The organism is Paenibacillus sp. SORGH_AS_0306 (assembly GCF_030819345.1).
Taxonomy (GTDB): Bacteria; Bacillota; Bacilli; order Paenibacillales; family Paenibacillaceae; genus Saccharibacillus; species Saccharibacillus kyungheensis.
In genome coordinates this window covers 4,896,660-4,921,594 of record NZ_JAUTBP010000001.1, presented here as the reverse complement: position 1 = coordinate 4,921,594, position 24,935 = coordinate 4,896,660, and the positions used below count along the sequence as shown (strand labels likewise).

The following is a 24,935-nucleotide window of genomic DNA, read 5'->3' as shown; positions in this document are numbered from 1 at the left end:
ATAGAGCAACAAATCAAAAAAAAAGAGCAATGATCTACAAGCTATCATCACTCTTTTTAACACATGCTTTGAATACATTAGAGCATATGGAGATCAACCTTTATTCGCACCACCAAAGCTAAATCCTTGCGACATATAACGCTGTCCGATAATATATAATGCCACTGCTGGAATCGTATAAATAATTGAAAACGAAGCAAGTGTACCATATTGCACCAGACCATTTTGCCCAAAATATTGATAAATCGTTACTGCGGCAGGTAATTTATCCGGACTTTGTAACAAAATAAACGGTACCAAAAAGTTACCCCAACTGCCTGCAAAAGCAAAGATGCCTACAGTAAAAATACCCGGTAACATTAACGGTACAATAACCAATCGCAATGTCGTCCAGATCGAAGCACCATCTACCCATGCCGCTTCTTCCAATTCAAGCGGAACCGAATCCATAAAGTTCTTCATCATCCAGATCGAATAAGGAAGTGCCGATGCAGTCAAAAACAGTACGGTAAAAAAGAGCGAATCCTGCATACGGAAATAGATAAAAAATTGGTAAACAGGCACCATAACGGCTGTAATTGGCAAGCCTGTAGCAAATAAAATAATATACATAAAGGAACGTTTATACTTGAGTTGATAACGAGACAATGGATAAGAAGCAAGCCCTGCTACAACCACTACAAGCAGTGCCTGACCGACAGCCAATATCAATCCATTACCAAACGATTTCTGGTTATCGGTATTGGTAACAGTAGAGACGTAATTATCCAATGTAAATGCACTTGGAAGCTTGAGAGCTAATGTCGCATTTTGATCAAGCGATGCAAATAATAACCATAATAAAGGTAATAAAAATAACATACCGATTAGAGAGAGAATAATATAAGGCAACGTACGTGCAACGACAAAGCGATTCATGCGACGCCGTTTACCGAGATTTAGACTGCTCATGGTCTCTCCTCCTTTATAACTTCACTTTCAACATGCGCATATACAACAGACTGGCAACAATACCGATCACTAACAACATTAGTGAGATCGCTGTACCATAACCTAATTGATAATTTACAAAAGCTTGATGATACATATAGATAGGCAATGTCTCGGTCGCCATCCCAGGTCCACCACCGGTTAACGCATAGATTAATGTAAATGAACCGAGCGTCTGCAATGTCACCAATACCATATTTGTAGTGACTGAGCCCATAATCATCGGTAACGTAATTCGAATCATCCGTTGCCATGCTGAAGCACCATCAATCATCGCTGATTCTTCAACTTCTTTTGGCACATCTCCTAGTGCCGCCTGAAATACCATCATCGAAAAGGCTGTACCATGCCAGATATTAGCGATAATGACAGACACCATTGGAAAAGTATACAACCAGGCTATCGGCTTCATTCCAAGCGATTCAATAACAGTATTTACGGTTCCTGTATCGTTTAAAAAGGCAAACCATACAAACGCACATACCACTTCTGGAGCTACCCAACCTGCAATCACGATCGAACCAATGACACTGCGGAACCATTGTTTGCGACCGTTCATCATTACAGCGATAATAAAGCCCATCACTTGTTGCCCGATCACTGCTGAAAAGATTAAGAAAATTAATGTATTCCATACGGACGTACGAAAGTTAGCATCCTGAAACATGTATTTAAAGTTCTCAAACCCGATAAATTCTGTTTTGGCTGCTGTTGCACCGGTAAGTGCCATATTGGTAAAAGCAAAATAAAATGTCAAAATCGTTGGAACAAAAAAGAACAGTAACAATAGCAACCAGCTAGGGGATAAAAATAAAGCTGCCCGCCATTGCTCACCACTTCCATGGCGTTTGGGTTTGGACACACGCGGATGTGACACTTCCATCTGGAACCCTCCTTTACCGGACAATCCTGACGAGCAGATAAGGCTGATCGACGCTAGATCCCGCCTCTACTCAACCTTATCTACCAATCATAGATTGAACGATGCTCTTCCTTTACTTGGTCTCTGTTTTGTCTGCACCCACACTACGCTGTACACTTTGCGCATATTGGGTCATTGCGTCTTGAGGGCTCGCCCCTTTAGTGACTACTTTTTCAACCATTTCTTGAATAGCCGTAGAGACAACAGGATAATCGGCTGTACTTGGACGAACATGAGTGTAAGTGATAAAATCAGCCGCTTTGGCATACAATGTACCCGGTTGTTCGCTATATTCTTTGTCTTTCGCTACGTCAAGGCGAGGTGTTAATGCCCCATCTAACATCGCAAATTCTTTATTGTGTTTTTCATTGACAGCCAGTTGAATAAATTCCCAACCTAATTCTTTTTCTACAGATTTAGCACCTACAGCAAGTGTCCAGCCACCAGACATAGAAGTGAATCCAGGTGCTTGTCCATTTTCTGTTGGCATTTTGACAAAATCATAAACGTCTAACGCTTCTGGCCATGGTTTGCTACCTGAAGATGCCCATGTCCCTGTCAACCAGTTACCATTAAGTGCAATCGCAACTTTTTGATTCGGCATCAAGTCTGTTTCTAATACTTGACCTGCTTGTGCAGTCAACACTTGAGATAATGGTGGCCCGAAGCCATTAGAATAAATATTGTTGATAAAGTTAAGCGAGCTCAAGATTCCCGGACTTTGTGTAATCCATTTGCCATTTTCATATAGCGGATTTTCTGTGCCGTATAATAACATTTCAAACGTCTGCATCGTTGTCGCTTCTTGACCTGCTTTACCGGAGTTCATCCAGAATGGAATAATATCTGGTAATTTCTCATGAATCGTCTGGGAAGCGGTTAAAATATCTTGCCAGTTTTTAGGTTGCCATGGAACCGGTAAGCCCGCTTTTTTAAATAGCTCTTTGTTGTAATACAATCCACGTACATCTGTAGAGAAAGGGATGCCATACGTTTTGTCATCTTTTCCTTTTGCCGCGGCTTTGATAGCTTCGTTAAAATTACTCCAATCTGACCAGCTATCTACTTTAAGTGGTTCCAAATATCCTGCTTCACTATCTGCATTGATCATAAAAGAATCTTCAGCCAGTACTTCTGGAGCTGTACTTGGATCAGACATCAATAATGGAATTTTGGTCGCGTATTGTGCTCCTTGGATCGGTTGTAATTCAACAGTTACACCTGGATGCGCTTTCTCAAATTCTGTTTTGACACTGGTTAACCATTTTCCCCAGTTATCTGTTTCATTCCATTTTCCATAAGCCACTTTGACGATTTTGTTAGAAGAGTCTCCACCAGACGCACTCGTTCCTGCGCTGTTATTCGAACATGCTGCTGTTAATACAGTCAAACTAACCAATAACCCTGCTATCCATTTACGTTTGCCTTTTGCCATCGTTATCGCTCCCTTATCGTTAATTCTGGGTACAACATCATGTGACATCTAAGGTGTTATTTACCGGGTATGACGTAATAGCTATTACTGCACAAGCTTATGACGATTGAATTTTACCGCTGGGAACTGTATAACCGCAGTATGTCAAAATCAGTTCACTGAATAACGAATTAGCCCATGAAAACCATTCACGCGTATATTCTTCCGGTCGATCCATATGAAAGCCTTCATGAAGAAAATCAGTATCTGCATCGGTATTTTCCAAAGTGTGTAACAAAGATAGAATTTCTGATTGATGTTGGGATGTCAAAGCTTGCATAGCTAACGAAATATGCCATATATATTGAGGAGGAGTGTGAGGACTACCAATCCCTTGAGCTGCTGTACCGCTATAATAATAAGGATTGTGCTGACTGAGTATAAACTTTCTAGTATTTTGATACATTGGATCGTCTAGCGTGCAATAACCTAGATAAGGAAGCGAAAGTAGACTGGGTACGTTAGCATCATCCATCAGATTGTAATTGCCTAATCCATCGGTCTCGTAAGCATATACCCGTCCAAATTCAGGATGATCTACAATACCATATCCCTCAATACCTGCTTGAATTTGTGCTTTTAATAGAGAAGCTTGAGAGATCCATTCTTCATCTTGATACACTTCGCTTGCGATCTGCTCCATATAACCTAATACCACTACGGCAAACATATTCGAAGGAATCAAATATCCGTACTCACAAGCATCATCACTCGGTCGAAATCCTGACCATGTCATCCCTGTAAAGCCAACCGGAGTTCCTTTGCCTTCATAAGGGAGCGTATCGGATACCGGACAATCGGTTCGTTCAAACGTATACGGTGAATGTTCATTATGCTTCTGCTCAGTACGCCATAATGTCATAATAATATGACAGGCTTTGCGGAAATGTTCATCCAAATGATCGGTTCTTCCTGTAGTTCGCCATAATAGATAAGCTAACTGAATCGGATAACATAGCGAATCGATCTCATATTTGCGTTCCCAGATCCATTTGCTCATATCAGTCTTATCGTCCTGGTGTCCATTGCCATTCTCTGCTTCATTAAAAGCATTCGCGTAAGGATCAAGCTGAATATAATGTACTTGTCGTCTGACTACATTGGCTACTAGATCACTTAACTCTCCATCTTCATTAGCAAGGATAAGATAAGGTCTAACTTGCGCGGCTGAATCCCGTAACCACATTGCAGGAATATCTCCAGTGATTACAAATACAGTTCCATCTTCTAAAGGCTTAAGCGTAGTCGTTAGTGTATTACTGATACAGTTCTTGAACATACGTGCAAGCTTGGGACGTTCTGTAAGATGAGCTTGTACATCTGCTATCAATTGTTGAACAGAGAGTGGTAACACATCATTTCCGATATCATTCATTGCAATCCCCCTCTTATTAAGCGCTTACATTTATAGCTATATAATAAATCACACCTTATTAACATGTCAATACATTATATTATGTTATTAAAGAAAAATATTAAGTATGCAAAATGTATATCTATGCAAAAAAGATGTATCTTCTTAATAAGCAAGATACATCTTTGGATAAGATTACTTATGAATGAACAGACGCTTCTGCAACAGAATGTCCATGAATCAAGTTCGCTTGTAACGAAATTTTGCTAGGCAATGATGCACCTTCGATCAGCGCAAGTACATTTTCTATCGCTAATCTGCCTAATGATTGTTGATCTTGTTGCATATGTGTAAATGGATATAACGCTGCACTTGCCTGCGGACTATCAAAACAAATAATTGAAATGTCCTGTGGGATATGCAGTCCCATATGTTCGATCGCTTCTTTGGCGAATAATGCTAGTTCATACTGCATCGCAAATAATGCTGTGATCTGCGGATGTGCTTCGATCATCTGCTGGATCATATCTACATTATGTTGAACAAGCACTTGCTCATCTTCTTCTTGATTACTATTCCAGTACATATCGGTTAACCACGACGAGCGATCCAGTACCACACCACGTTCCGCATGGGCTTGTACGAATCCTTCGATTCGTTCTTCAATCGCTACATTATCGGTTACTTTGGACGTTAATAACGCGATATGACGATGTCCTTGATCCAACAAGTAATGTGTACCCAGGCTTGCTGCGGCTACATTATCCGTGCTAATCGACGTCGAATCAATCCCTTTGACATAGCGATCGACCAGTACATGTGGAAAGCGATCTATTACCAATTTTAAGATCTCTGAATTAAATATTTGCCCGCGTGTCGGATAAATAATCAATCCATCAACTCCATAATCTCTCAACATTCGTATCGCGTTTTCTTCGATATCGGTCTGTGAAAAAGAAAGCCGTAACATCAAATATACACCCATTTTTTGCGCAGTTCTTTCCATTTCGACCAGCATTTCTTTACCATAACTATCGCTAAAATCTTCCATAATCAGCCCAAGTACAATCTGATTACGATCGGTACGTGGTCTGCTTGGAGCATCATATTTGTCTCCATCTTCTGTTTCTATCACTTCAAGTTGATCTCCATTATAGATAACAAAAGAACCTCTACCGGGTTGCCGTACAATATATCCATCTTGCACTAACATATCTAACGCTTTCTTCGAAGTAATCCGGCTTACTTCGAATTGTTCCATCAATTCTTTCTCCGATGGAATCTTATCTCCTATTGTATATTCGCCTGAATGAAAACGATTACGTAACGTTAAATACATTTGCTCGTATCTCGGTTTAAGCGATATTGAACTATCTGCCATACAATCACCTTCAATTTAGATTTACTATTATCATTTAGTATACTATGTTATATCATTTATGCAAAGAGGTATACACCAAATATTTGGATTATAGTTATCATTTTCTATTGTTTATGTAAATGACTGTTATATTCAGTTAATCTCAAATGATATTAAATTAAAAAAAGCATCAGTCTATCTGTGGATCACAATCATCCATCAGTAAACTAATGCTTTTTAATATTGTTGATAAACTCTTCATCCGAATTAACGCTTTTTGTTGGGTCTACTATAGCTCGTATTATCCAACACCGGTAATTCTTTTTGAGCGCGGGTCATGGGCGACTTGCATTGTGAACAAACCGGTACATCTGCAAGTGCAAAGTTATCTCGCATCCATCCTTTGCAATCTGGATTTGTACATTCCCATATATCAGTCATTGCCATTGGAATCTCTTGCGATGGATTTTTCCGTGAATAGTACATGTGTAGTCCCCTCCCAGTAGTAATATCTATTTGTTTCTTGCACAAGTTACAAATATTTGAATAAAAAAACACCCTTAACTAACGTTAAGGGCGTCTTATAAACTGAATTACAGTTTTACAACGTTCTCAGCTTGTGGACCACGGTTTCCTTCAACAACGTTGAATTCTACGCGTTGACCTTCGTCCAAAGTTTTGAAACCGTCGCCAGTGATAGCAGAAAAGTGAACGAATACGTCGCTTCCGCCTTCAACTTCGATAAAACCAAATCCTTTTTCTGCGTTAAACCATTTTACTGTACCTGTTTGCATTGTAGTACCTCCAAAGAAATTAAATTTACATGACCTTCTTTATTCAGAAGATTAACATCCGATAAAATAGAATAATCACATATTGTACAAGGCTCTTCGCCTTCTAACATAACAACCCTCTACAATATGTGAGTACCAGTCACGTTTTCGTTACTCTTATTATAACCGATTACACGAATAAATACAATGTCTTTATCAGGTAATTTTTGTAATTTCGCTAAACCGCATCTTTCATCTTAGGTGGTGACATTTTTCGTCAGCAATCGCTAAGGTCATAAGGCTCACTTTATACTTATACCAGAGCATACAGAACTGAATCGCTTTCAAACAATAAATGTAAGCGTATACTTTATTAGTTAATTACCGTTTAATCGATATCGTATGCTGTATAAAAAGTACTCACATGAACCGGTTGATGATCAACTACTTTGACACCTAATCCATGTTCTGTATCCCATGTACAGTGAAAATTAAGATAGTACGTCGCTTCCGCTGAAGTTTCTTTGATCAGAAATCCTTGTAACGTTATATACGCTTTTAATTGCTCCGGTTGTGTAATATACGGAATTGATTGATCTCGTTCTTGAATCGTAGCAGGATCTTGCGGATCAATTTGCCATGCTTGACGATAACGCTCTTCAATCTTTTGATAATGTTCAAAAACGATCTGTAACACATGCTGCTGAATATATTCGCTATGCTCGATATAATGCTCCCAGATCTGTTGTTGTTCTATAGAAGGAGCCGTCAGATGTTCAATCTCTTCTTCATTATCAATCGCCTGAATAAACTCTACTTGCATCACAACCTGTTGCCCCATCAGTTGAAATGTATAGTCTCCTTCAAATGTTACTTCTTCAGTCACATCATAAGCATCATCTTCTAATGTTAATTGTGTGTACCAGCTTGGATCGATCATCGTATTCTACCTCCTGCTATACGTATATTTTTTGTTTTGGTAAAGCTTGTCTTTTCTTATGATCCTATAATGATTTATACTTGTCTTTACATGAATGTGTAAGATTACGCATTTTAAATCTTGAGGCTGTATGGTGATGTTATGAATAAGCAGTCCAAATGGATACATCAATTTTTCAGAGTATACTGGATTGTCATTAGTGTCCACTTTTTTGCTCAGTGGGGTTCTTTTGTATTTTTGGATTATGACGATAGTGCTTCTCATTTCTATATTTATATTCTAATTCTACCTACTCTTTGGATGAGCATCGTTACTTTGATCACAAAATGGATGTATGTCCGTTGGAATCATTTATCTTTTTACGTGTTATTTAGTGCAAGTACACTGATCACATGGACGATTATTTATCTAAATTATGATATTCGTATTATTACCGCACTATGTTTGTTGCCGATTCTTTCAGCTGTAGTATTTTTCAAACGTCGTTTATTATGGCTTCCTTCAGTCTTACAACTTATCGCATTTACTTCATTGTATCTGACAGATTCACACTTCCGCAATTATCTATCTTCCTTTGATGTGATTGCCGTGATTGCTTTTATTATTGTAAGTACCTGTATTGCTCATATTATCGTTGCTTGCGGTATAGAAATTTTAACCGATTTACAGGTCACGATGTTAGCGAAGCAAGATCTGATTGTCAAAAATGCTATCATGAGTAAACTGTCCAAAACAGATGGTCTGACGAATCTATATAATCAAATTTCTTTTCATGATTATTATGATACTGCTTTTGATTATGCTAGTAAGGGTGCCGAGCTTCATCTGGCTTTATTGGATATTGATGATTTCAAAGCTATTAATGATACGTATGGTCATCAAGCAGGAGATACTATTCTCGGGAAAGTGTCTCAAGTGATTCAACAACATATGTCTTCTAGCGATATTGCCGCCCGTTATGGTGGGGAAGAGTTCGCGTTGCTTTTATTTGATCAGACATTTGAAGAAGCTTATGCTCTGGTAGAAAGTATACGTAATGGCGTTGCTGAATTACAACATCCTGAAATGAATGGCAAGTCTGTTACAGTCAGTATCGGTCTGCAAAGCTATGGCTCTGAACAGACCAAAGAGCAGTTATTTGAACAGGTCGATCATTATCTTTATCAAGCCAAACGCACAGGTAAAAACAAAACAGTGACTGCTTGTAATGTAGGATAATTCTATTACGATAACGTATAGTACAATAACAAAAACTCCAATCCTATACATATTAAGGATTGGAGTTTTGCTTATATCCTATTTAGAATCCTGTTACAGGATGCGGAATATAGGGCTCTTCTAGACGTTTGATTTCATTTTCAGTTAGAACAAGATCTACAGCCGCAACTGCATCTTGCAAATGATGTAGCTTGGTTGCTCCTACGATTGGTGCTGTGACTGGTTCTTTTTGCAATACCCACGCCAGTGCAACCTGTGCACGTGGAATATTACGCTCAGAGGCAATCTCTGCTACCCGTTCTACCACTTTACGATCTGCTTCAGCGCTAGCTGCATATAGACTTTGACCAAAGCTATCACTTTCAGAACGTGACGTTTCTTCTTCCCAGTCACGAGTTAATCGACCGCGTGCTAATGGGCTCCATGGAATCACGCCAATCCCTTCTTCTTTACAAAGAGGAAGCATCTCACGTTCTTCTTCCCGATAAAGTAAATTAACATAGTTCTGCATAGATACAAAGCGTGTCCATCCATTTTGCTTACTGATATCTAAAGCTTTCATAAATTGCCAAGATGCCATCGAAGAAGCACCGATATATCTAGCTTTACCTGCTTTCACTACATCATGAAGAGCTTCTAATGTTTCTTCTATCGGTGTATGCCGGTCCCAGCGATGAATCTGGTATAAATCTACATAATCAGTTCCTAGACGCTGTAGGCTATGATCGATCTCTGCCATAATCGCTTTGCGTGAAAGCCCACCACCATTTGCACCTTGATGCATTTTGCCATGTACTTTGGTAGCGATAACGATCTCATCACGATTCGCATACTCTTTGAGCGCTTTTCCTACAATCTCTTCACTGGTTCCATCTGAATAGACATTGGCTGTATCAAAAAAGTTAATACCTGCTTCCAAAGCTTGCTTGATAAAAGGACGACTGCTCTGCTCATCTAATGTCCATGGATGTGCTCCACGATCAGGTATTCCATAACTCATACATCCCAAACAAATTCGCGATACATCGAGACCGGTACGACCTAATTTTACATATTGCATTAATGTCCCTCTTTTCCGCCCGGAGGCAAGTAGATATGATTCGTAAAAAAATCAATACTTCCTTCCTTATCATAACCAAAAATAGACATAATGAGTCAATAATCTAAATGTTCTTGCTCGAATCACCAGTAAACAAAAAGCAAGCTCTACCAGTAAAGACCGATAAGAGCTTGCTTGAGAAAAGAACTTATAGATACCGCTTAGCATTACTGAGCGATAATTTGAGCTTCTCTCGAAGCTACAGAGAGAGCATTAACGGTTGCTACACGTCCATCAGCAATAGATAATACAAATGCTTTATAGGCAACGCCTGAGCGGATAGCAGCGCCATTAATATCAACATCTGTTGTTGTAAATGTCCACTCGCTATATACGCCTTTGGTGACTGTCTCATAATTGCGTTCACTCACACGATTCGCATCTGCCAATGAGAAATTGCTTGAGCTTGCAGACGGTACCAACATCACAGCATAGCTTGCAATACCTGTTTCACCGGATGGTTTGGAGAAAGTTACTTTGATTCCCCCATTGGTTGCCGTCGCATTCAGGTTAGTAACCGGCGCTACCGTTGGTGTCTTGATCGTAAAGTCATTTGATGCTCCAGATAATGTATTTACTGAGCGAACCGAACCATCGGCTACACTTAACACATACACACGATAAGCTACATCTTTGACAATCGCATTACCGTTATAATCTTTGGTGCTCGTTGTTAAAGCTTGCGTTACTTTGGTTGCTGTTTTGGCAATGCGTGTATAATTTGCGCCAGCTACATTATTTGCTGTATTTACATTAAATGAACCTGCTTGATCGGCACGTACCACATAGACACGATATTCAGAAATACCGGTATCATTAGCCGGTACAAAACTAAACGTAATATCAGATGCTGTACTTGTTGAATTGCTATTCGTTGTTGCTACGGTATTAACAGCTGATGTCGCACCATTGGCAGCTAATGTAATAACAGACGAAGCGCCTGATAATGAATTGTTGCCCGAAGCATTTCCTGTACCTGTCGTTAAAACAAATACTTGATAATTAGTACCATTTTTGATCAGATCACCATTTACATCTTTGGAACCTGCACTGAACGTTACCGTACGATTGGAACCATTTTTGCTAATTTGTAAATAGTTCGAGCTGGATACACTATTGGCTGTAGAAAGATTGAACTTGCTCGCATTGATTGATTTGACAACCATAACACGATAGTTATTTACTAATCCTTCATCACTTGCTTTGTTAAATGTCACTTGGAGATCGCGTCCATCGCCGTAGTCGCTAATATCACTAACAGCTATTCCACTCACATTTCCTGTCGATTGCGTACCTGTCTGAAGTGTAAGTGTAGAAGAAGCAGAAGATAAGCTATTTGCATACGAACCTGAACCAAGCGCCATCACATAGATACGATAAGGCACATCATTAGCAATCGCTTCTCCGCCACTGTCTTTCAGTGATGTCGATAGCGTAACTGTGCGATCGCTACCTGTTTTGGATACATCGATATAACGGCTTGATGCTAATCCGTTAGCTGTTGCAATATCAAAGTCACCTGATGCTTTGCTACGCACTACGAATACACGATACCCGCTAATTTTGGATTCTTCAGAAGACTTGGTAAACGTCACTTGAATATCCCGTCCATCTGCGTAGTTACTCACATCTTCTACTTTAGTGATCGAAGGAGCTTCAACTGTACGTCCTAATGTTAATGAATTAGAACCAGCAGATATACCAATATTGTCGCCACTGCTTGTGATTGACACTACAAATACGGTATATGCTGTTCCTGTTGTAATCAATTCACCCGATGTATCACGCGTAGTATTCGTTAAGCGTGTTGTTGGATTGGAACCTGTTTTGTTAATCGTTGTATAGTTAGAACTGCTAACTTTTGCTGCTTCTGTTGAACTAAAGCTACCTGCACTTGTCGTTTTTACAACAAATACGCGGTAATTGCTTAATTTACTTTCATCGCTTGCTTTGGTAAATGTCACTGAGAAATCTCGTCCATCGCCATTGTCGGAGACATCACTTGCTTTGACATCGATTGCTATAGCAGAAGCTGTAGCGACTACACCTAGAGACACAATCGGTGAACTTACGGATAAAGCATTGTTATATCCAGTAGCCCCTACTGCCAGTACGTAGACACGGTAATTTACATTTTTCTGAATCAATTGTCCGTCTGTATCACGAGCTTGAGGCATTAATGTGATTGTATAATTGCTACTGCCTTGCGGAATAGCTGTATAATTCGCTGCTGGCACATTTTGTGCGGTATTGATATTAAATGTATTACTATTGGCTTTGACTACTAGAATACGGTACTGACTGATTCCTTTTGTGCTTGCAGAAGCTGGAAAGCTTATTTCTAGATCGTTACCATTTCCTTGTTGTCCGACTACTTTGGTATTCACATAAGGTACCGGTGAGATCGAAGTCGATGGAGTCGTTGGTGTGGTAGGCGTTGTTGGTGTAGAGTTAGTGGTTGTAATGCTAACTGTCTTGGTCGATGAGTTCCAACCTACTTTTTCACCTAAAGCTTCGCTGACAAAGCGTAAAGGGACAACTGTTCTTCCTTTAATCGACTTTGCAGGTACGTCTAATACAACAGATTTGCCATTGATTGTTGCTGTTCTAGAACCAAGTGGTAACACAATCGTTGTACCATCTTTGGTAGCTGTTACTGTTTTGGTGCTTTGTTTCCAGAGTACTTTTGCGTCTAGCGCTTCAAAAACACCTCTTAATGGAACCATCGTACGGTTAGCTGACATTACAGGTGCCTGGTCTGTTGTTAGCTGAACTCCATCGATCGTAATTTTAATCGGTGTTGCTGCGCTGACGGATGGTGTATGTAGACCTCCGCTTACCGTCAATGCTGTTACTAATACTGCTGAACAAATCTTCTTTTTCATTTGTATTCATCCTCGTTCCCCCGAAATAGTGCCAAACGCTATCTGCCAAGCTTGTCCTTTATTCCCTGTCTATTAGACGAACACCATAGCTGAAAAGTTTCCATACTTGTTTATTTATTTGGAATCTTTTGCTGATGATCTATTGATTCTCAGGCGCCCATCTATCGACTATATGTAAGTTAACATCGTTACCTCAAAGTAACAACCAAAGATTCGTCATAAATTAGCAACAGTTTTTTAATGATTGCTTCAGTAGCTGTGATTATTTACAAGTTGGATACAATTGGTATTTAAGTTAGATACATTTGATGTGTAATATAAAAAGCAAGACAACAACACACCAGAGGAGATGTACAATAATGAATATTCATAAATGGATCGCAACTTCGGTTATCGCAGGGGTACTTCTGACAGGAGCAACTACCACGCACGCTGCTACAACTCATTCAGATAACGTTGAAGCCAAAACAACTACTGCTAGCTCTACGACGACTAACAAGCAATATCCTGTAACTAATGTGGATTACTCTACCGCTCAATTGAAAAAAATCACTCAAGCTTTTGCCAGTTTTGATGGATTTGAGACTCCTTATGTACCTACTCGTATGATCAAAGGCGATGCTTTCCGAAAAGTCAGTGGTGTGGGTGATGGAGTAACTTTTTTGTTTAAATATATGACTGTTTCGGTATCCCCACGTGATTATTCTTATGATTACAAAGGTACTACAGTAATTCTTCCTAATTCTAATCAAGTCAAAGCCAAATGGTACAAACCGGATAAAGTAGATATGTTAACATTCAAACTAGATGATCGTTATGTAACGATTTCTTCACCTTATCATTTACTGGGTAAAGCGAAGCTGGAACAGGTTGCTGTAGATGTTGCTAAATATGTTCCTGTATCTGTTCCTAAGTGATAATAGGTAGTGTCATACGATAGAAATGACAATTCAGAGATATATGTAGGATGATAAGATGCAAAGCACTTCATATAACTTGAGAAACAACACAAAAACACGTATACAAAATGGGAGTATTTTGGATAGACTCCGCATGTATACGTGTTTTTGTATTTTATTTCACGATCAGGACAGGACATTTGACACCACGGGCTACTTTGTGGCTGACGCTCCCGAGTACCATTTCTTTTAAAGAGCCCAGACCTCTACTTCCCATTACGACCAGATCAAAAGAATGATCGTTAGCGTGCCTGATTAGGCTTTGTCCGGGTTCTCCATGCAATATTTTTATCGCATATGCGGCTTGTTGCTGTTGCAGAAGTTCTTCGATTGGAAATAATTTTTGTCGTCTGGACAGTTCTAATTCATCAATATCTCCATAGCGCAGTACTTCATCACGACTTTTGCCGAAATCTGCTACAAATACCACTTCAATCTCACCTGACTGTTGTAATGATACTAACTTGATCGCTTCTGTTGTTGCTCGTAACGAGTGTTCGGAGCCATCTACCGCCAACAATATTTTTGGATACATAAGCAACCTTCCCTTCTATATAAGAGATGTTATCTTGTGATCTATTTGCTGTGAGGAATATTCTTTTTACGCTTACTTTTGGATTGATGTTCTAAATTCATATCCAAAATATCTCCAGTCAGTCCTTTACGTTTGAGCCACCAGTACGTTAAGCCAGTCAGTCCGAAGATCAAAATCAATGAAGCTAAATAACCCCATTTCCATTCTAATTCCGGCATATTTTTAAAGTTCATCCCCCAGATCGCACCTAATGCGGTCATCGGTGTTAGTAATACCGTAAAGACTGTTAATGTTTTCATAATATTATTAGAACGGTAATTTGCTACGTTATCATCGATTTTGAGTAATGTATCTATTTCATGTTCATAGGCTGTTTGAAGCATTTGAATACGGGATAATCTTACTTTTAACGTATGGAATGTCTGTGCGTCTTTGACAAGATCAGGGAATACTTCTTCGATCGCAAAACGGATTTCTTTCAGTGCTACTGTCTGCACGTTCCAGCGTGTCATCTGATTACGCAAATCTACAATTTCCCGCAATAATTTCCCGCCGTTATTTTCTTTCATTTTAAATTCGATCTCTTTCAATTGCATCTCAATCTCATCCATTCGCCCGAAAAATGCACGAATAATCGCATTCACGACAAACATAAATCCATCGACTGGATAATCACAGCCCAAAATATATTGATCCCATTCTTCATTACTCATATCATGTAACAACCATGTATTATCGCCGATAGTGATCATTCGATTCGCATCAATATAGTAATGCAATATATTGATATCTTCCCAGTGATCTGGATTCATATTAATCGCCAATGTTCCACTGATATAATTTTGGTCTTTTTCTTTATAATAAATAGAAGCTATTCGATTGTGCGTACACATCAGGCTTTCCTGCGCCCATTTCTGCAAATGTTCATCAAAATCAGGATGCTCCATAAGAAGCTTCACATCTTTCATTCGATACCATGTCCATTCACTCTGTGCAGATTGTATGACTTCTACCTTATTCATAACTATTAGCCTCTCCTTACTCTTACTTCTTTACATTATTATATTACCCGACTTCAATAGTTCATGAATTACAATTTTTTTGAATATTTATAGATAAACATGTGTAAACGTATCGTTGGACATTATAGAATTGATATGCTATCTAACACAATAGTATGCTATAACTAGAAGGAACGTACTTATTGTTAAGGAGGATATATTTATTTATGAGAAGTACCTACATAACCCGTTTTTTGATTTTATTTACCAGTGTATTGTTATTTGTTACAAGTACATCCAGCATCACTCAAGCGGCTACTACTACAGCCAAAACGTTTCGTTTTAATCTGTATTTGGAACCGGTTACTCTTGATCCTGCATTGTCTAGCGATAGCACAACCAGTACGATTGTGGAAGCTATTTTCGAAGGGCTTGTACGTACCCAACCGAATGGAGCGATAGAACCAGGGGTTGCGGAATCGTGGACCATTTCACCGGATGGCAAAACATACACATTTACATTACGTGCCAATGCTCGCTGGAGTAACGGTGAGCCACTTGTCGCTTCTGAATTTGTCGACGCATGGCAACGAGTACTGTCACCTGCTACCCGTTCTCCATTAGCTTCTATGTTATTTCCGATTGCTCATGCTCAAGACTATTATAAAGGTACACTTACCGATGCTAGCCAATTAGGATTTCAAGCGTTAGACGATCATACATTGCAAATCGTTCTGCAACAACCGTTGCCTTACTTTCTCGAAACATTATCGTCTCCTGCCTTTTTCCCTGTACATGCTACAAGTATGACAGCCTCTACCCATTGGGGGAGCCAAGCATCATCTATTGTAAGTAACGGCCCTTTTGTCGTTAACAATTGGACCAAAGGACGCTCCATCACATTAGCTCGTAATCCTCAATATGCTCAAGCGGAAAAAGTTCATTTTGATCAAGTATTTATCCGTTTTATCAATGATCCTGATAAAGAAAATAATATGTACCGATCAGGAGCCATTGATTGGTCAGGCATCACAGAAAGCAATATTCCAACCTATAAAATGACTAACACCATGAGAAAAGAAACAGTCTATCCAAACACAGCATCGCTCTATTATTATACTTTTAATGTGACGAAAAAGCCGTTTAACAATATCAATATCCGTAAAGCGTTTGCGATGTCGATCGAACGTTCTTCGTTAATTAGTCCCAAATCTGCTTATGGATTTGTACCACCTGTAATCAAAGGAGCTACTTCTACATTCCGTAAAGAATATCCAGTAACGAACTTTGAGACTAGCGCTAAAATCGCCCGTCAATTATTGAAAAAAGGAATGAAAGAAGAACATATCACTTCTCTGCCATCGATCACGTTAATTACTAATGGTGAAGGCAATCAATATGTCGCTAATCAGATTACAGATATGTGGAAAAGAAATCTGGGTGTAACGATCAAAGTGAAAGTTGAGAATTTCTATACATTATTACAAGACAAGCAAAAGAAAAACTATCAGATTGCACGCAGTGGGTGGTCAGCCGATTATAACGATCCTGCTGCTTTTCTAGAATTATTTACTTCCTGGAACAGTGAAAATACATCAGGTTGGAAAAATGCTATCTATGATGCTCATATTACAAAAGCATACAACTTAACTGATGCCAAAGCTCGTATGAAAGAATATCGTGCCGCTGAAAAAATGCTTACCGATCAGATGGTTGCTATCCCTCTTTATTATTTTAATACGTATTTTCTGCAAAAGTCGAATGTACATGATGTATATGTAGATTACTCCGGTGCTATTCACTTTGTATACGGATATAAAAAGTAATGTCTTATTCAAAAAGCACAACTGCCATATGTAGCGCAGTTGTGCTTTTTGATCTATATCTATCAACCTTTCGGCTCAAAAGTAGACTGTTCACTTGTAGCTCGCCATGCAGCAGCGATCAATTTTACCGAATGTTCATCAGGTGTATGGCTTTGTTCTTCCTCTATACTATCTTCCCACTCCACGATTCGTCCTGTATCTCGAAAATCCAAATCTAACTGTATTTCTTCAGGAGTTAATCTACCTTCTTCCCAGAGAGGATCTTCTTTTGTACTTATGTATGCGTATGCACGAATTAAATGCCCATTGATTGCTTTGGCCCATGCGTAATAATGAACGGTCTGGTAATGAGCAAAATAATGAACTTCGCCAAATCTACTGCTTAGCAATTGTAATAGTTGTTCCAGTTGTTGCGATCCCTGATAATCTTCAGGAGAAGGCAGATCATAACTGCTTACCAGTATCCACTCTTCGACTGTCGTAAACACCCATTTTTCACTGACGGATTGCCGGGATGGAGCAAAGCGATCCATCTGTGCTAGAATACGGTCGATTTCCACTTGAACCGCGATCGAATCGTTACTTTTCACACGTAACCATGTGGCTTTATGATAAAAGTCGATCCCTTCCTGTTGCTTGGCTTCTTTGACAAAAAAGGTAGCAGGTGGCGGTGTATCCAATCCGATAATCACTTTTATCGGTGTATTCCATCGCTTGCTCTTCATACGCTGAACGAACCAGTAGCCTAGATAAACTATTCCTGTTACTAGCAATGCAATCCACATGTATGTATCTCCATTTCCAGTCAATATACACTATCTATTATATCTATTTTGTTTATGAGCGATCACTTTTCTTTACTTTTGCTTTTCTGCTACTATGTTTTACAGTAGAACTTATTCATGGTGTGCTTTGGATAGTGTAAAGGAGAGAGCGATTTTGCGAATAGCCGAAGATTATGTACAGCTCAGATTCGCTTTTCAACAGTATGCAGATCAACAATCTTTTCATATTACGATGGATCAATTAGCACAAGCTTTATTTTGCACACCTCGTAATGCCAAATTAATTATTACCAAAATGGAACAAGCGTGTTGGATCGAATTTCGCTCGGGTCGAGGTCGTGGAAATACGTCTAAGCTAACTTTTTTGCATCCGGTGACGACTGCATTATTAGATGAAGCCAAAGAGCGAGTTCTCCAAGGAGATGTGCATAGTGCTTTTGCTTGGCTTCAAGCCCATGAGACACTCGCTATTGTACGCCCGTTATTTCTAGAATGGCTTATGACTTATTTCGGATATAGTACCCAACAGGTTGGACAAGATCGGGTGATCGAGACATTGCGGTTGCCGATTTATCGACCGATTGTATCGCTAGAGCCAGCTAACGCTTTGTATGCTTTCGATACGCATCTAGTGCATCAAATCTACAGTCGATTAGTGCAATACAATCACTTGCAACAGACATTTACCAAAGACATCGCTCATCACTGGGAAGTTAACGAAGATGCTACTTGTTGGACATTTTATCTTCATAAAGGAATTACTTTTCACCATGGACAAGAGTTAACTGCGCAAGATGTATATGCTAGCTTTACCCGATTACAAGATCCGTCTGTTGTTCATCACTGGTTAGTTCAAGATATCGACTATATGCAAGTGATACATCCTTATCAAATACAGATAATACTACGCCGACCGAATGCGCTATTTCTTTTCTATCTTAGTCATAGTGCTGCTTCGATCTCTCCTGCATCCGAGCTTTCAACCCATCCACAACATACATTGCCGATCGGTTCAGGGCCTTATCAGGTAGTATCTCATCATACTGGAAAATGTACGCTGACATTATTTCCATCTTATTTTGGATATAGAGGTCATATCGATCAGATTGAGATTATTATTGTACCTGAGAACGAAGCAGAAGCTTGCTTTGGGACTAGCCCTGGTGTATTGACTGTAGTGACAGGAGAATTTCCTATTCCTGCCGATCTGGAAATGCCTTTAACACAAACGGTCACAGGGGTATCGACACTTACCTTTAATCTGCGAAAAGATACTATTTTGCAAGATCCCAGATTCCGTGAAGTGTTAGTACAGGGCATCGACCGTCTACGAATGGTACGCGAACTGGGATCAACATATCTGTGCCCTGCATCTGGATTACATATTCAAGCAGAATCGTTAGCAGAGCAAGCACCATATCATATCATGACAGAAGATATAGTAGCGCAGTTACAGCAAACTTCTTATGCTGGAGAAGCACTGCATTTGTATACGTTTGCCCGTCATGCTACAGATGCGTACTGGCTTCAACAACAATATCAGACATTTGGGATCGTTATACAGGTGCATATTGTAACATGGGCGGAGACGATACAACCGGACACGATGGAACAAGCAGACCTTATATTATTCGAAGCGATGGTTAGCGACAATCCAATTGCACTACTAGAACATGTCCAATCCGATCGTAACTTTATCAGACACTCCCTTCCTGCCCAGACGATCGATCAATTAGATCAACTCACTCAACATATGCTTGCTTCTTCTGCACAAGACGCTATTGTACAATGGTCTGTTGCTGTTAATCAGTTACTACAGGAATCCTGTACCAGTGCCTTTCTAGTGGTACGCACAGCCAGTACAATCTATCATCCATCATTGCGCGGAGTACACGTAAATCCTAAAGGATGGGTAGACTTTGCTACGCTGTGGTTTCAAGACACCTAATCGTCTAAAAAAAGAAAACCGATTCGATACGAAAAGTAGAAATATTTCGCTTCCACTTTACTATTTTTACAATAAAGGTGAGACGATACAATAAAACCTATAGTATTACTGACTTATATATGGAGGTGCTCCCTTGCTACAGACAGTTGTTATCGAACAAGTACAACATATCGAACCGTATCTGGATGAAATGTCGGATATGCTGGTACAGATTGTAGATGCAGGCGCATCTATCGGTTTTCTTCCCCCTATGGATCACGCAGAAGCTAAGGCTTACTGGGGACAGGTGCTACAACCAGGAACATTATTGTATGTTGCCAAAATCAACAACATTATTGCCGGTACAATTCAATTACATCTATGTACTAAGCCCAATGGAGATCACCGGGCTGAAGTGGCTAAGCTTATGGTGCACCTGAATTACCGCCGTCATGGTATTGCTCGCCACCTGATGGAACATATCGAACACAAAGCAACAGAAGAAAACCGTATTCTACTTGTACTGGATACCCGAGATGGAGATCCTTCCAATCTTCTTTATCAGTCACTAGGCTATATCCAAGCCGGACAAATTCCGAACTACGCTAAGTCTGACGATGGTGGATTAGATGCTACCAATTTGTATTATAAGCACTTGGTGTAAAGTAAAAGCAAAAAGAGATAGGTTCATATAAATGAATCTATCTCTTTTTGGTGTGGAGACTTTGATATCTTTTTGATTATGTTGTTTGTTTAGTATTATTTTATTTTTTGTAATTCAAAGTAGTATCCATTGCTAGTAATAATCAATCGTTTGGGGGCTAATGGATCGAGATAGATATAACCTAGACTCCATTGGTTTTCGTAATTTTTGTCTGTATATATTTCGATCATGTTAATCGAATTATGGGTAAATCCAAGTTCTTTAAATTGTGCCATATCGTTATCGGTCTCAAATTCTGCTTTACTGATCGAGGTTTGAGAATATGTAGGATTAGATAAGCGTGGTGTGGTTCCTTTATCTTCTTGGATCAACATAGGCTTTAAAGCCTTACTATCCGATTTAATCCATTGCGCACCAAATGTGAATTGGGTACCTACTAATTTCTTTGCTGCTGATTCAGAAATAGTCGTAATCCAAGCAGATTTCACAATTTTTTTAACTTTCCAATCACCAAACAAATATTTTTGCACAAAAGAAGGCGACTGATTTCCAACAGGTACGATTTGCTTATTTTCCTCGTTGGATTGTATAGCAGATTTATGTAATGTAGGCATTTGCTCCAATATTAACGGATTAGAATCCCCCCAGCCGCTTAGTAAAAGTGCAGGCAGTATAAAATACATCAAGCTACTTTTTCTCAATTCAATTCCTCCTAGTATTTTAGTTAAGATATTCAAATCATTGGTTAACAATATGATCTCTATTCGTTGTACTCTATTTTAAGTTACAAAATGAGGCTTCAGCCAGATAGCTTTCAAGGTATAGTTTTCTAAAATAGCTATAGTAGAAGAAGCAAATTCGATCGCTATTTCTGCAAGATGGTACTCAGGATGACCTATACAAATCCAACCAGACTGCTTATCGTAAAAAGTAGACCAGGTATCCACTTCAATAATTCTTTCAGCTTCTCCTGATTCTATCTTTATTGAAGCGTCTAATAATAGATCGCCTTTAAAAGACACGGGTTTTTGTAAAGTTTTATGTTGCCATGAGTCATAAGAATTCAATCCCCATATCTGACGTGCTGCTCTAGTATGAGAATCGAATGTAATATTTAAATATCCAATAAGTATAGTAAAATCGCTACTCCTCATTGGCTCAAAGTCAAACGAATGATCTTCTTTTCGGTAGATCAGTGTCCCTTCAATAATTTTATTTGTTCGTTTATATGTAAACGTAATATTCACCTCAATTAATCGAAATGTATTATTTTTAAAAAACTGCAATATAGTGAGATCGCACTTGTTTTGATATTTCTACACTGTAACAAAGCTTATTCTATAGTGTAAAATCAGTTGAAGTTATATTTTCTCTAAGATTATTTCTGCTGAGTCTGTTTCTAACGAATTCAATTCATCTAAGTGAATATGGCTTCCTGTTGGCACTTCTACTTGGGCTAAGATTAGTAAGTGTTTGGCAAGTGAAATCAGACCTGCTGAATTAGCTCTGATCGTAACGATATCGTTTTCTACGCTAGAAAAGATCTCAAAATCTTCCTCCCAATCTAATTGCAATCCATTGATAGATGAATAATCTGGAATCGTAACCTTTATTTCCACCTTATAATTCTCCTTTCACTGAGGTATGTCTTCAAAAATAATTTACAATTTTATATCTAAAGTCAATATATCAATTCACAAAATAGATCTTAAATGGTTTCGCTTTTCCACCTACCACTGTTGTTGTGATTTCATATCGCCAGAAAGGTAATATAGTATCTTGAAAATTATTGATGATTTGTTCTTTTATAAGTAGCTCTTGTTTTAACAAATCATCAAAATGATAAATAATTAATACATAACCTTCTTTATTAAGCCAATCTAAATCTCTCATCCAATCGTTGTATCCATCCAGACCGAGAGATGGAATAGGAAATTGAAATATATCGTACATTTGAGTCAAATAATCAGTTAAGCTCTGAATTTCTTTGCCATCGATCTCAGCAATATAAAGAGATTCATTCTTTGCAAATGTATTCTTTATCTTTTGCATATCAGTTAACTCTACATGATAAATATCTTCCATATTGTCCTCCCTTCAATTTTTCCAGAAATCTTTTCTCCATTCATCAATTTCGTCTAAAATATATAAAAACTCAGCTACACTTATATTAAATCTGAATAACTTTTCTTCTTCAACAAACCCTTCTGATCCAATATCAATGATTTCAACTTCTTGTGCATTTAATTTTCTCAAAAGATATTGATTTCCTTCATATTCTCCCGCCCGAAAATTCGCAACACTCAAAAAAGAATACATTACTTCAATAAAATCATCATCGATTTCAAGATTTAAAAAATCTGTCATTGCATCATAGGCAAGTTCACCTTTTTGCTTAATGAATTCTTCTTTAGTGATTTTCTTTTTCATATGTTTCTCCTTTTATTTTAGTTATCTGTACATAGCACGATCGAGTTTATTGGTTTTAAGTGTTCAAAAAAGTGACCTTGATATAAATGAGTTACTGTTTGTGTTATTTCTTCTATGGTTACTTCTTTTACAATAATTAAATTTGGATAGACCTCGTAATATCCATAATTCTCGTATTCTGATTGAACATCCTGCTGTAGTCTAATGATATCGTGAACAGCTAATTTATATCTAAGTTGTCCTATTTCTACATACACATCTGACCAAAAACCTTTATTTAACGCTTCAAAATTTGCTAACTCCGAATCATCTTCAACATAAATTTTTATTGATGACATATTGTGTTCACCTTTTTAGAATATTTTCAAAATCAGATCGATAACAATGTATAGATTTACTAATCATATGTAATCCAAATATACGTTTCTTCTTTTTTTGCTTGTAAAGCTAAGTTATACATATCACTTAAAATGTCTAAACATGTTTGATCTAAACGTGTTTTGTCTATACTTTGTAATTCATTAATAACGCCTGAAATATCCAGGAGCTTCCAAGGAGAATGATCGTACCAACCGGTATGCGTATCATAATAGTAAAATAATCCTTTTTCTCCATTAGCAATAGGCTGAATATAAGACATCATAGTATCAAAATAGCCTTCCCATATTCTAATTGAAAATCTAGTGTTATCTGAACTGGAGTACATCAAACGTATTTCAGGTTCTCCTTCAAATCCGAGATAGTAGTCTGTCACTTGTTCCATCCCATATCTTCTCCCTTGAGGCGCTGCTGATCTCGTCTCTTCAAATCGTTTATCTATTTTTTCTCCAATAATCTATATGATCCATAATGTATAAAAATTCATTATTTCTTTCAATAAGTTCTTCTTTTGAGATCAATTTTTTCATAGTATACTCCTTCACTTAAAAATTTATTTATGTTCTTCAAGAATTTTTTTCGCTATTTCTATGCAAGTAGCTATATTCTCTTCAAAAACACTTCCAAATCTTCTGCTAAATAAATGAAGTATCTCATTACCTAAGCTATCTCTAGTAATAGGATTAGTATTACACAGATAGCTCTCAATTAGTTCTACTTCTTTCTCATACTCATCGGCTGGAGTATAGGGAAGTAGTCCAATCGGATCCCATTCGTTGATTATTTTTTTTATGCTCAACTTCATATCTCCTTTATTTACTATATAATCTTTGTACTATAGCTATTAATTGCTTACTTTGAAACAAATAATAGACAATTTCAGAGACTAACTTCAGGTCAAAATAAATCGCAATTAATCTATTTTTTTATATATTTTCGAGTGAGCTACTTGGTTAATAGTAATCAAAATTTCGTTTTTGCATTTCTTAGAATCCTATTATAAGACCTATCTGCTCTAGAGTTATGGTTATAGATAAAATTCCAAAAAAATTATCTGCTATTTCTAGGTAATAAATCTTCAAAGTCGCAAGCTGCAACTGTTCCTATGTTTGATTCCCATAGTTTCTTTAACAAATCTGCTACTGCTTTTATATAGTCTCTTTCTACTACTTCAGAAAATGGTTCTATTTCTAAATAATATTTATAAAACAAAAAACCATCCGATAGATTTTCACTTCTTACACTATCAAATTCAACGTTCTTTCTTATTTCAATTATTAAAGTTGAGTTAGTGATCTCCAACTTATTCACTTCTCCTGATATCTCACTATTAATCAGATGTAATAATTCATCTTGGTGTATTTCTGTATCAATAAAAACTTTACAAAATAGATTAGGTTTTACCAAAAGTAAAT

27 protein-coding genes are annotated in these 24,935 nt (G+C 38.1%); 5 read left to right on the top strand and 22 right to left on the bottom strand.

Annotated elements, in window-relative coordinates; genetic code table 11:
- Positions 1 to 93 precede the first annotated feature (93 nt).
- The 8 genes from QE450_RS21880 to QE450_RS21845 form a co-directional block, all read right to left on the bottom strand.
- Positions 94 to 951, bottom strand: coding sequence for a carbohydrate ABC transporter permease (locus QE450_RS21880; RefSeq protein ID WP_373462021.1), 858 nt, complete (start codon positions 949 to 951; stop codon positions 94 to 96).
- A gap of 13 nt (positions 952 to 964) precedes the next feature.
- Positions 965 to 1,873 carry a carbohydrate ABC transporter permease gene (locus QE450_RS21875; protein WP_273614540.1) on the bottom strand — a complete coding sequence of 303 codons (909 nt, stop codon included), beginning with the start codon at positions 1,871 to 1,873 and terminating at the stop codon, positions 965 to 967.
- A gap of 112 nt (positions 1,874 to 1,985) precedes the next feature.
- The gene (locus QE450_RS21870; protein ID WP_301262973.1) at positions 1,986 to 3,347 is read right to left on the bottom strand and encodes an extracellular solute-binding protein; all 1,362 of its coding nucleotides are present in this window, start codon (positions 3,345 to 3,347) and stop codon (positions 1,986 to 1,988) included.
- Positions 3,348 to 3,444: 97 nt separating this feature from the next.
- Positions 3,445 to 4,761 (bottom strand): glycoside hydrolase family 125 protein, encoded by a 1,317-nt coding sequence (locus QE450_RS21865; RefSeq protein ID WP_307302110.1) that lies wholly within the window; start codon positions 4,759 to 4,761, stop codon positions 3,445 to 3,447.
- 178 nt (positions 4,762 to 4,939) lie between these two features.
- Positions 4,940 to 6,121: a GntR family transcriptional regulator gene (locus QE450_RS21860; RefSeq protein ID WP_274171206.1), complete on the bottom strand. Its 1,182-nt coding sequence runs from the start codon at positions 6,119 to 6,121 to the stop codon at positions 4,940 to 4,942.
- A gap of 246 nt (positions 6,122 to 6,367) precedes the next feature.
- Positions 6,368 to 6,586 carry a cold-shock protein gene (locus QE450_RS21855; protein ID WP_204826365.1) on the bottom strand — a complete coding sequence of 73 codons (219 nt, stop codon included), beginning with the start codon at positions 6,584 to 6,586 and terminating at the stop codon, positions 6,368 to 6,370.
- 107 nt (positions 6,587 to 6,693) lie between these two features.
- Complete coding sequence (locus tag QE450_RS21850; RefSeq protein WP_069329657.1) at positions 6,694 to 6,894, bottom strand: cold-shock protein; 201 nt, start codon at positions 6,892 to 6,894, stop codon at positions 6,694 to 6,696.
- Positions 6,895 to 7,261: 367 nt separating this feature from the next.
- Positions 7,262 to 7,813 carry a DUF6985 domain-containing protein gene (locus QE450_RS21845; protein ID WP_274171207.1) on the bottom strand — a complete coding sequence of 184 codons (552 nt, stop codon included), beginning with the start codon at positions 7,811 to 7,813 and terminating at the stop codon, positions 7,262 to 7,264.
- Positions 7,814 to 7,954: 141 nt separating this feature from the next.
- On the opposite strand from QE450_RS21845, the gene QE450_RS21840 reads away from it, so the two are divergent.
- Positions 7,955 to 9,031 (top strand): GGDEF domain-containing protein, encoded by a 1,077-nt coding sequence (locus QE450_RS21840; RefSeq protein WP_273614536.1) that lies wholly within the window; start codon positions 7,955 to 7,957, stop codon positions 9,029 to 9,031.
- A gap of 82 nt (positions 9,032 to 9,113) precedes the next feature.
- Here the strand turns inward: QE450_RS21840 and QE450_RS21835 are convergent, their stop codons facing one another.
- Positions 9,114 to 10,091, bottom strand: coding sequence for an aldo/keto reductase (locus QE450_RS21835; RefSeq protein WP_307302106.1), 978 nt, complete (start codon positions 10,089 to 10,091; stop codon positions 9,114 to 9,116).
- Between the two features lie 206 nt (positions 10,092 to 10,297).
- On the bottom strand, positions 10,298 to 13,015 hold the full coding sequence (locus tag QE450_RS21830) for a copper amine oxidase N-terminal domain-containing protein (RefSeq protein ID WP_307302103.1): 2,718 nt from the start codon (positions 13,013 to 13,015) through the stop codon (positions 10,298 to 10,300).
- Between the two features lie 359 nt (positions 13,016 to 13,374).
- Between QE450_RS21830 and QE450_RS21825 the strand changes: the two genes are divergently transcribed.
- A complete protein-coding gene (locus QE450_RS21825) occupies positions 13,375 to 13,932 on the top strand; it encodes a hypothetical protein (RefSeq protein ID WP_307302101.1) in 558 nt (185 codons plus the stop codon).
- Between the two features lie 157 nt (positions 13,933 to 14,089).
- Here QE450_RS21825 and QE450_RS21820 read toward each other — a convergent pair whose 3' ends face one another.
- Together QE450_RS21820 and QE450_RS21815 are read right to left on the bottom strand one after the other, a co-directional pair.
- Complete coding sequence (locus QE450_RS21820) at positions 14,090 to 14,509, bottom strand: universal stress protein (RefSeq protein ID WP_273614532.1); 420 nt, start codon at positions 14,507 to 14,509, stop codon at positions 14,090 to 14,092.
- A gap of 41 nt (positions 14,510 to 14,550) precedes the next feature.
- Positions 14,551 to 15,531, bottom strand: coding sequence for a magnesium transporter CorA family protein (locus QE450_RS21815; RefSeq protein WP_273614531.1), 981 nt, complete (start codon positions 15,529 to 15,531; stop codon positions 14,551 to 14,553).
- Between the two features lie 206 nt (positions 15,532 to 15,737).
- Between QE450_RS21815 and QE450_RS21810 the strand changes: the two genes are divergently transcribed.
- Positions 15,738 to 17,336, top strand: a complete 1,599-nt coding sequence (locus QE450_RS21810; protein WP_307302099.1) for a peptide ABC transporter substrate-binding protein — start codon at positions 15,738 to 15,740, stop codon at positions 17,334 to 17,336.
- Between the two features lie 62 nt (positions 17,337 to 17,398).
- Here the strand turns inward: QE450_RS21810 and QE450_RS21805 are convergent, their stop codons facing one another.
- Positions 17,399 to 18,121, bottom strand: a complete 723-nt coding sequence (locus QE450_RS21805; protein WP_307302096.1) for a hypothetical protein — start codon at positions 18,119 to 18,121, stop codon at positions 17,399 to 17,401.
- Between the two features lie 154 nt (positions 18,122 to 18,275).
- Here QE450_RS21805 and QE450_RS21800 point away from each other — a divergent pair, with 154 nt between their 5' ends.
- Positions 18,276 to 20,069 (top strand): ABC transporter substrate-binding protein, encoded by a 1,794-nt coding sequence (locus QE450_RS21800; RefSeq protein ID WP_307302095.1) that lies wholly within the window; start codon positions 18,276 to 18,278, stop codon positions 20,067 to 20,069.
- 190 nt (positions 20,070 to 20,259) lie between these two features.
- On the top strand, positions 20,260 to 20,712 hold the full coding sequence (locus QE450_RS21795) for a GNAT family N-acetyltransferase (protein ID WP_307302793.1): 453 nt from the start codon (positions 20,260 to 20,262) through the stop codon (positions 20,710 to 20,712).
- A 95-nt stretch (positions 20,713 to 20,807) separates the two neighbouring features.
- Here QE450_RS21795 and QE450_RS21790 read toward each other — a convergent pair whose 3' ends face one another.
- The 9 genes from QE450_RS21790 to QE450_RS21750 form a co-directional block, all read right to left on the bottom strand.
- Positions 20,808 to 21,413 (bottom strand): hypothetical protein, encoded by a 606-nt coding sequence (locus tag QE450_RS21790; RefSeq protein ID WP_307302093.1) that lies wholly within the window; start codon positions 21,411 to 21,413, stop codon positions 20,808 to 20,810.
- Positions 21,414 to 21,491: 78 nt separating this feature from the next.
- A complete protein-coding gene (locus QE450_RS21785) occupies positions 21,492 to 21,998 on the bottom strand; it encodes a hypothetical protein (protein WP_307302091.1) in 507 nt (168 codons plus the stop codon).
- A gap of 75 nt (positions 21,999 to 22,073) precedes the next feature.
- Positions 22,074 to 22,331: an Imm32 family immunity protein gene (locus QE450_RS21780; protein ID WP_307302089.1), complete on the bottom strand. Its 258-nt coding sequence runs from the start codon at positions 22,329 to 22,331 to the stop codon at positions 22,074 to 22,076.
- A gap of 70 nt (positions 22,332 to 22,401) precedes the next feature.
- Positions 22,402 to 22,797, bottom strand: coding sequence for a barstar family protein (locus QE450_RS21775; RefSeq protein WP_307302087.1), 396 nt, complete (start codon positions 22,795 to 22,797; stop codon positions 22,402 to 22,404).
- A 12-nt stretch (positions 22,798 to 22,809) separates the two neighbouring features.
- Complete coding sequence (locus tag QE450_RS21770) at positions 22,810 to 23,142, bottom strand: hypothetical protein (protein ID WP_307302083.1); 333 nt, start codon at positions 23,140 to 23,142, stop codon at positions 22,810 to 22,812.
- Between the two features lie 17 nt (positions 23,143 to 23,159).
- A complete protein-coding gene (locus tag QE450_RS21765) occupies positions 23,160 to 23,480 on the bottom strand; it encodes a hypothetical protein (RefSeq protein ID WP_307302081.1) in 321 nt (106 codons plus the stop codon).
- A 59-nt stretch (positions 23,481 to 23,539) separates the two neighbouring features.
- Positions 23,540 to 23,905 carry a hypothetical protein gene (locus QE450_RS21760; RefSeq protein WP_307302079.1) on the bottom strand — a complete coding sequence of 122 codons (366 nt, stop codon included), beginning with the start codon at positions 23,903 to 23,905 and terminating at the stop codon, positions 23,540 to 23,542.
- A gap of 168 nt (positions 23,906 to 24,073) precedes the next feature.
- Entirely contained in the window at positions 24,074 to 24,319 is a 246-nt protein-coding gene (locus QE450_RS21755; protein ID WP_307302076.1) for a DUF1871 domain-containing protein, read from the bottom strand.
- Positions 24,320 to 24,570: 251 nt separating this feature from the next.
- Positions 24,571 to 24,927, bottom strand: coding sequence for a hypothetical protein (locus QE450_RS21750; RefSeq protein WP_307302074.1), 357 nt, complete (start codon positions 24,925 to 24,927; stop codon positions 24,571 to 24,573).
- Between the last annotated feature and the right edge of the window lie 8 nt (positions 24,928 to 24,935).

Coding starts and splice junctions, on each gene's coding strand:
- QE450_RS21775 (WP_307302087.1), bottom strand. CDS start 22,797: ATGGAAGATATTTATCATGTAGAGTTAACTGATATGCAAAAGATAAAG.
- QE450_RS21820 (WP_273614532.1), bottom strand. CDS start 14,509: ATGTATCCAAAAATATTGTTGGCGGTAGATGGCTCCGAACACTCGTTA.
- QE450_RS21765 (WP_307302081.1), bottom strand. CDS start 23,480: ATGTCATCAATAAAAATTTATGTTGAAGATGATTCGGAGTTAGCAAAT.
- QE450_RS21835 (WP_307302106.1), bottom strand. CDS start 10,091: ATGCAATATGTAAAATTAGGTCGTACCGGTCTCGATGTATCGCGAATT.
- QE450_RS21880 (WP_373462021.1), bottom strand. CDS start 951: ATGAGCAGTCTAAATCTCGGTAAACGGCGTCGCATGAATCGCTTTGTC.
- QE450_RS21865 (WP_307302110.1), bottom strand. CDS start 4,761: ATGAATGATATCGGAAATGATGTGTTACCACTCTCTGTTCAACAATTG.
- QE450_RS21815 (WP_273614531.1), bottom strand. CDS start 15,531: ATGAATAAGGTAGAAGTCATACAATCTGCACAGAGTGAATGGACATGG.
- QE450_RS21850 (WP_069329657.1), bottom strand. CDS start 6,894: ATGCAAACAGGTACAGTAAAATGGTTTAACGCAGAAAAAGGATTTGGT.
- QE450_RS21875 (WP_273614540.1), bottom strand. CDS start 1,873: ATGGAAGTGTCACATCCGCGTGTGTCCAAACCCAAACGCCATGGAAGT.
- QE450_RS21830 (WP_307302103.1), bottom strand. CDS start 13,015: ATGAAAAAGAAGATTTGTTCAGCAGTATTAGTAACAGCATTGACGGTA.
- QE450_RS21795 (WP_307302793.1), top strand. CDS start 20,260: ATGTCGGATATGCTGGTACAGATTGTAGATGCAGGCGCATCTATCGGT.
- QE450_RS21810 (WP_307302099.1), top strand. CDS start 15,738: ATGAGAAGTACCTACATAACCCGTTTTTTGATTTTATTTACCAGTGTA.
- QE450_RS21825 (WP_307302101.1), top strand. CDS start 13,375: ATGAATATTCATAAATGGATCGCAACTTCGGTTATCGCAGGGGTACTT.
- QE450_RS21855 (WP_204826365.1), bottom strand. CDS start 6,586: ATGTACTATTCACGGAAAAATCCATCGCAAGAGATTCCAATGGCAATG.
- QE450_RS21845 (WP_274171207.1), bottom strand. CDS start 7,813: ATGATCGATCCAAGCTGGTACACACAATTAACATTAGAAGATGATGCT.
- QE450_RS21770 (WP_307302083.1), bottom strand. CDS start 23,142: ATGAAAAAGAAAATCACTAAAGAAGAATTCATTAAGCAAAAAGGTGAA.
- QE450_RS21805 (WP_307302096.1), bottom strand. CDS start 18,121: ATGTGGATTGCATTGCTAGTAACAGGAATAGTTTATCTAGGCTACTGG.
- QE450_RS21840 (WP_273614536.1), top strand. CDS start 7,955: ATGAATAAGCAGTCCAAATGGATACATCAATTTTTCAGAGTATACTGG.
- QE450_RS21870 (WP_301262973.1), bottom strand. CDS start 3,347: ATGGCAAAAGGCAAACGTAAATGGATAGCAGGGTTATTGGTTAGTTTG.
- QE450_RS21860 (WP_274171206.1), bottom strand. CDS start 6,121: ATGGCAGATAGTTCAATATCGCTTAAACCGAGATACGAGCAAATGTAT.
- QE450_RS21760 (WP_307302079.1), bottom strand. CDS start 23,905: ATGGAACAAGTGACAGACTACTATCTCGGATTTGAAGGAGAACCTGAA.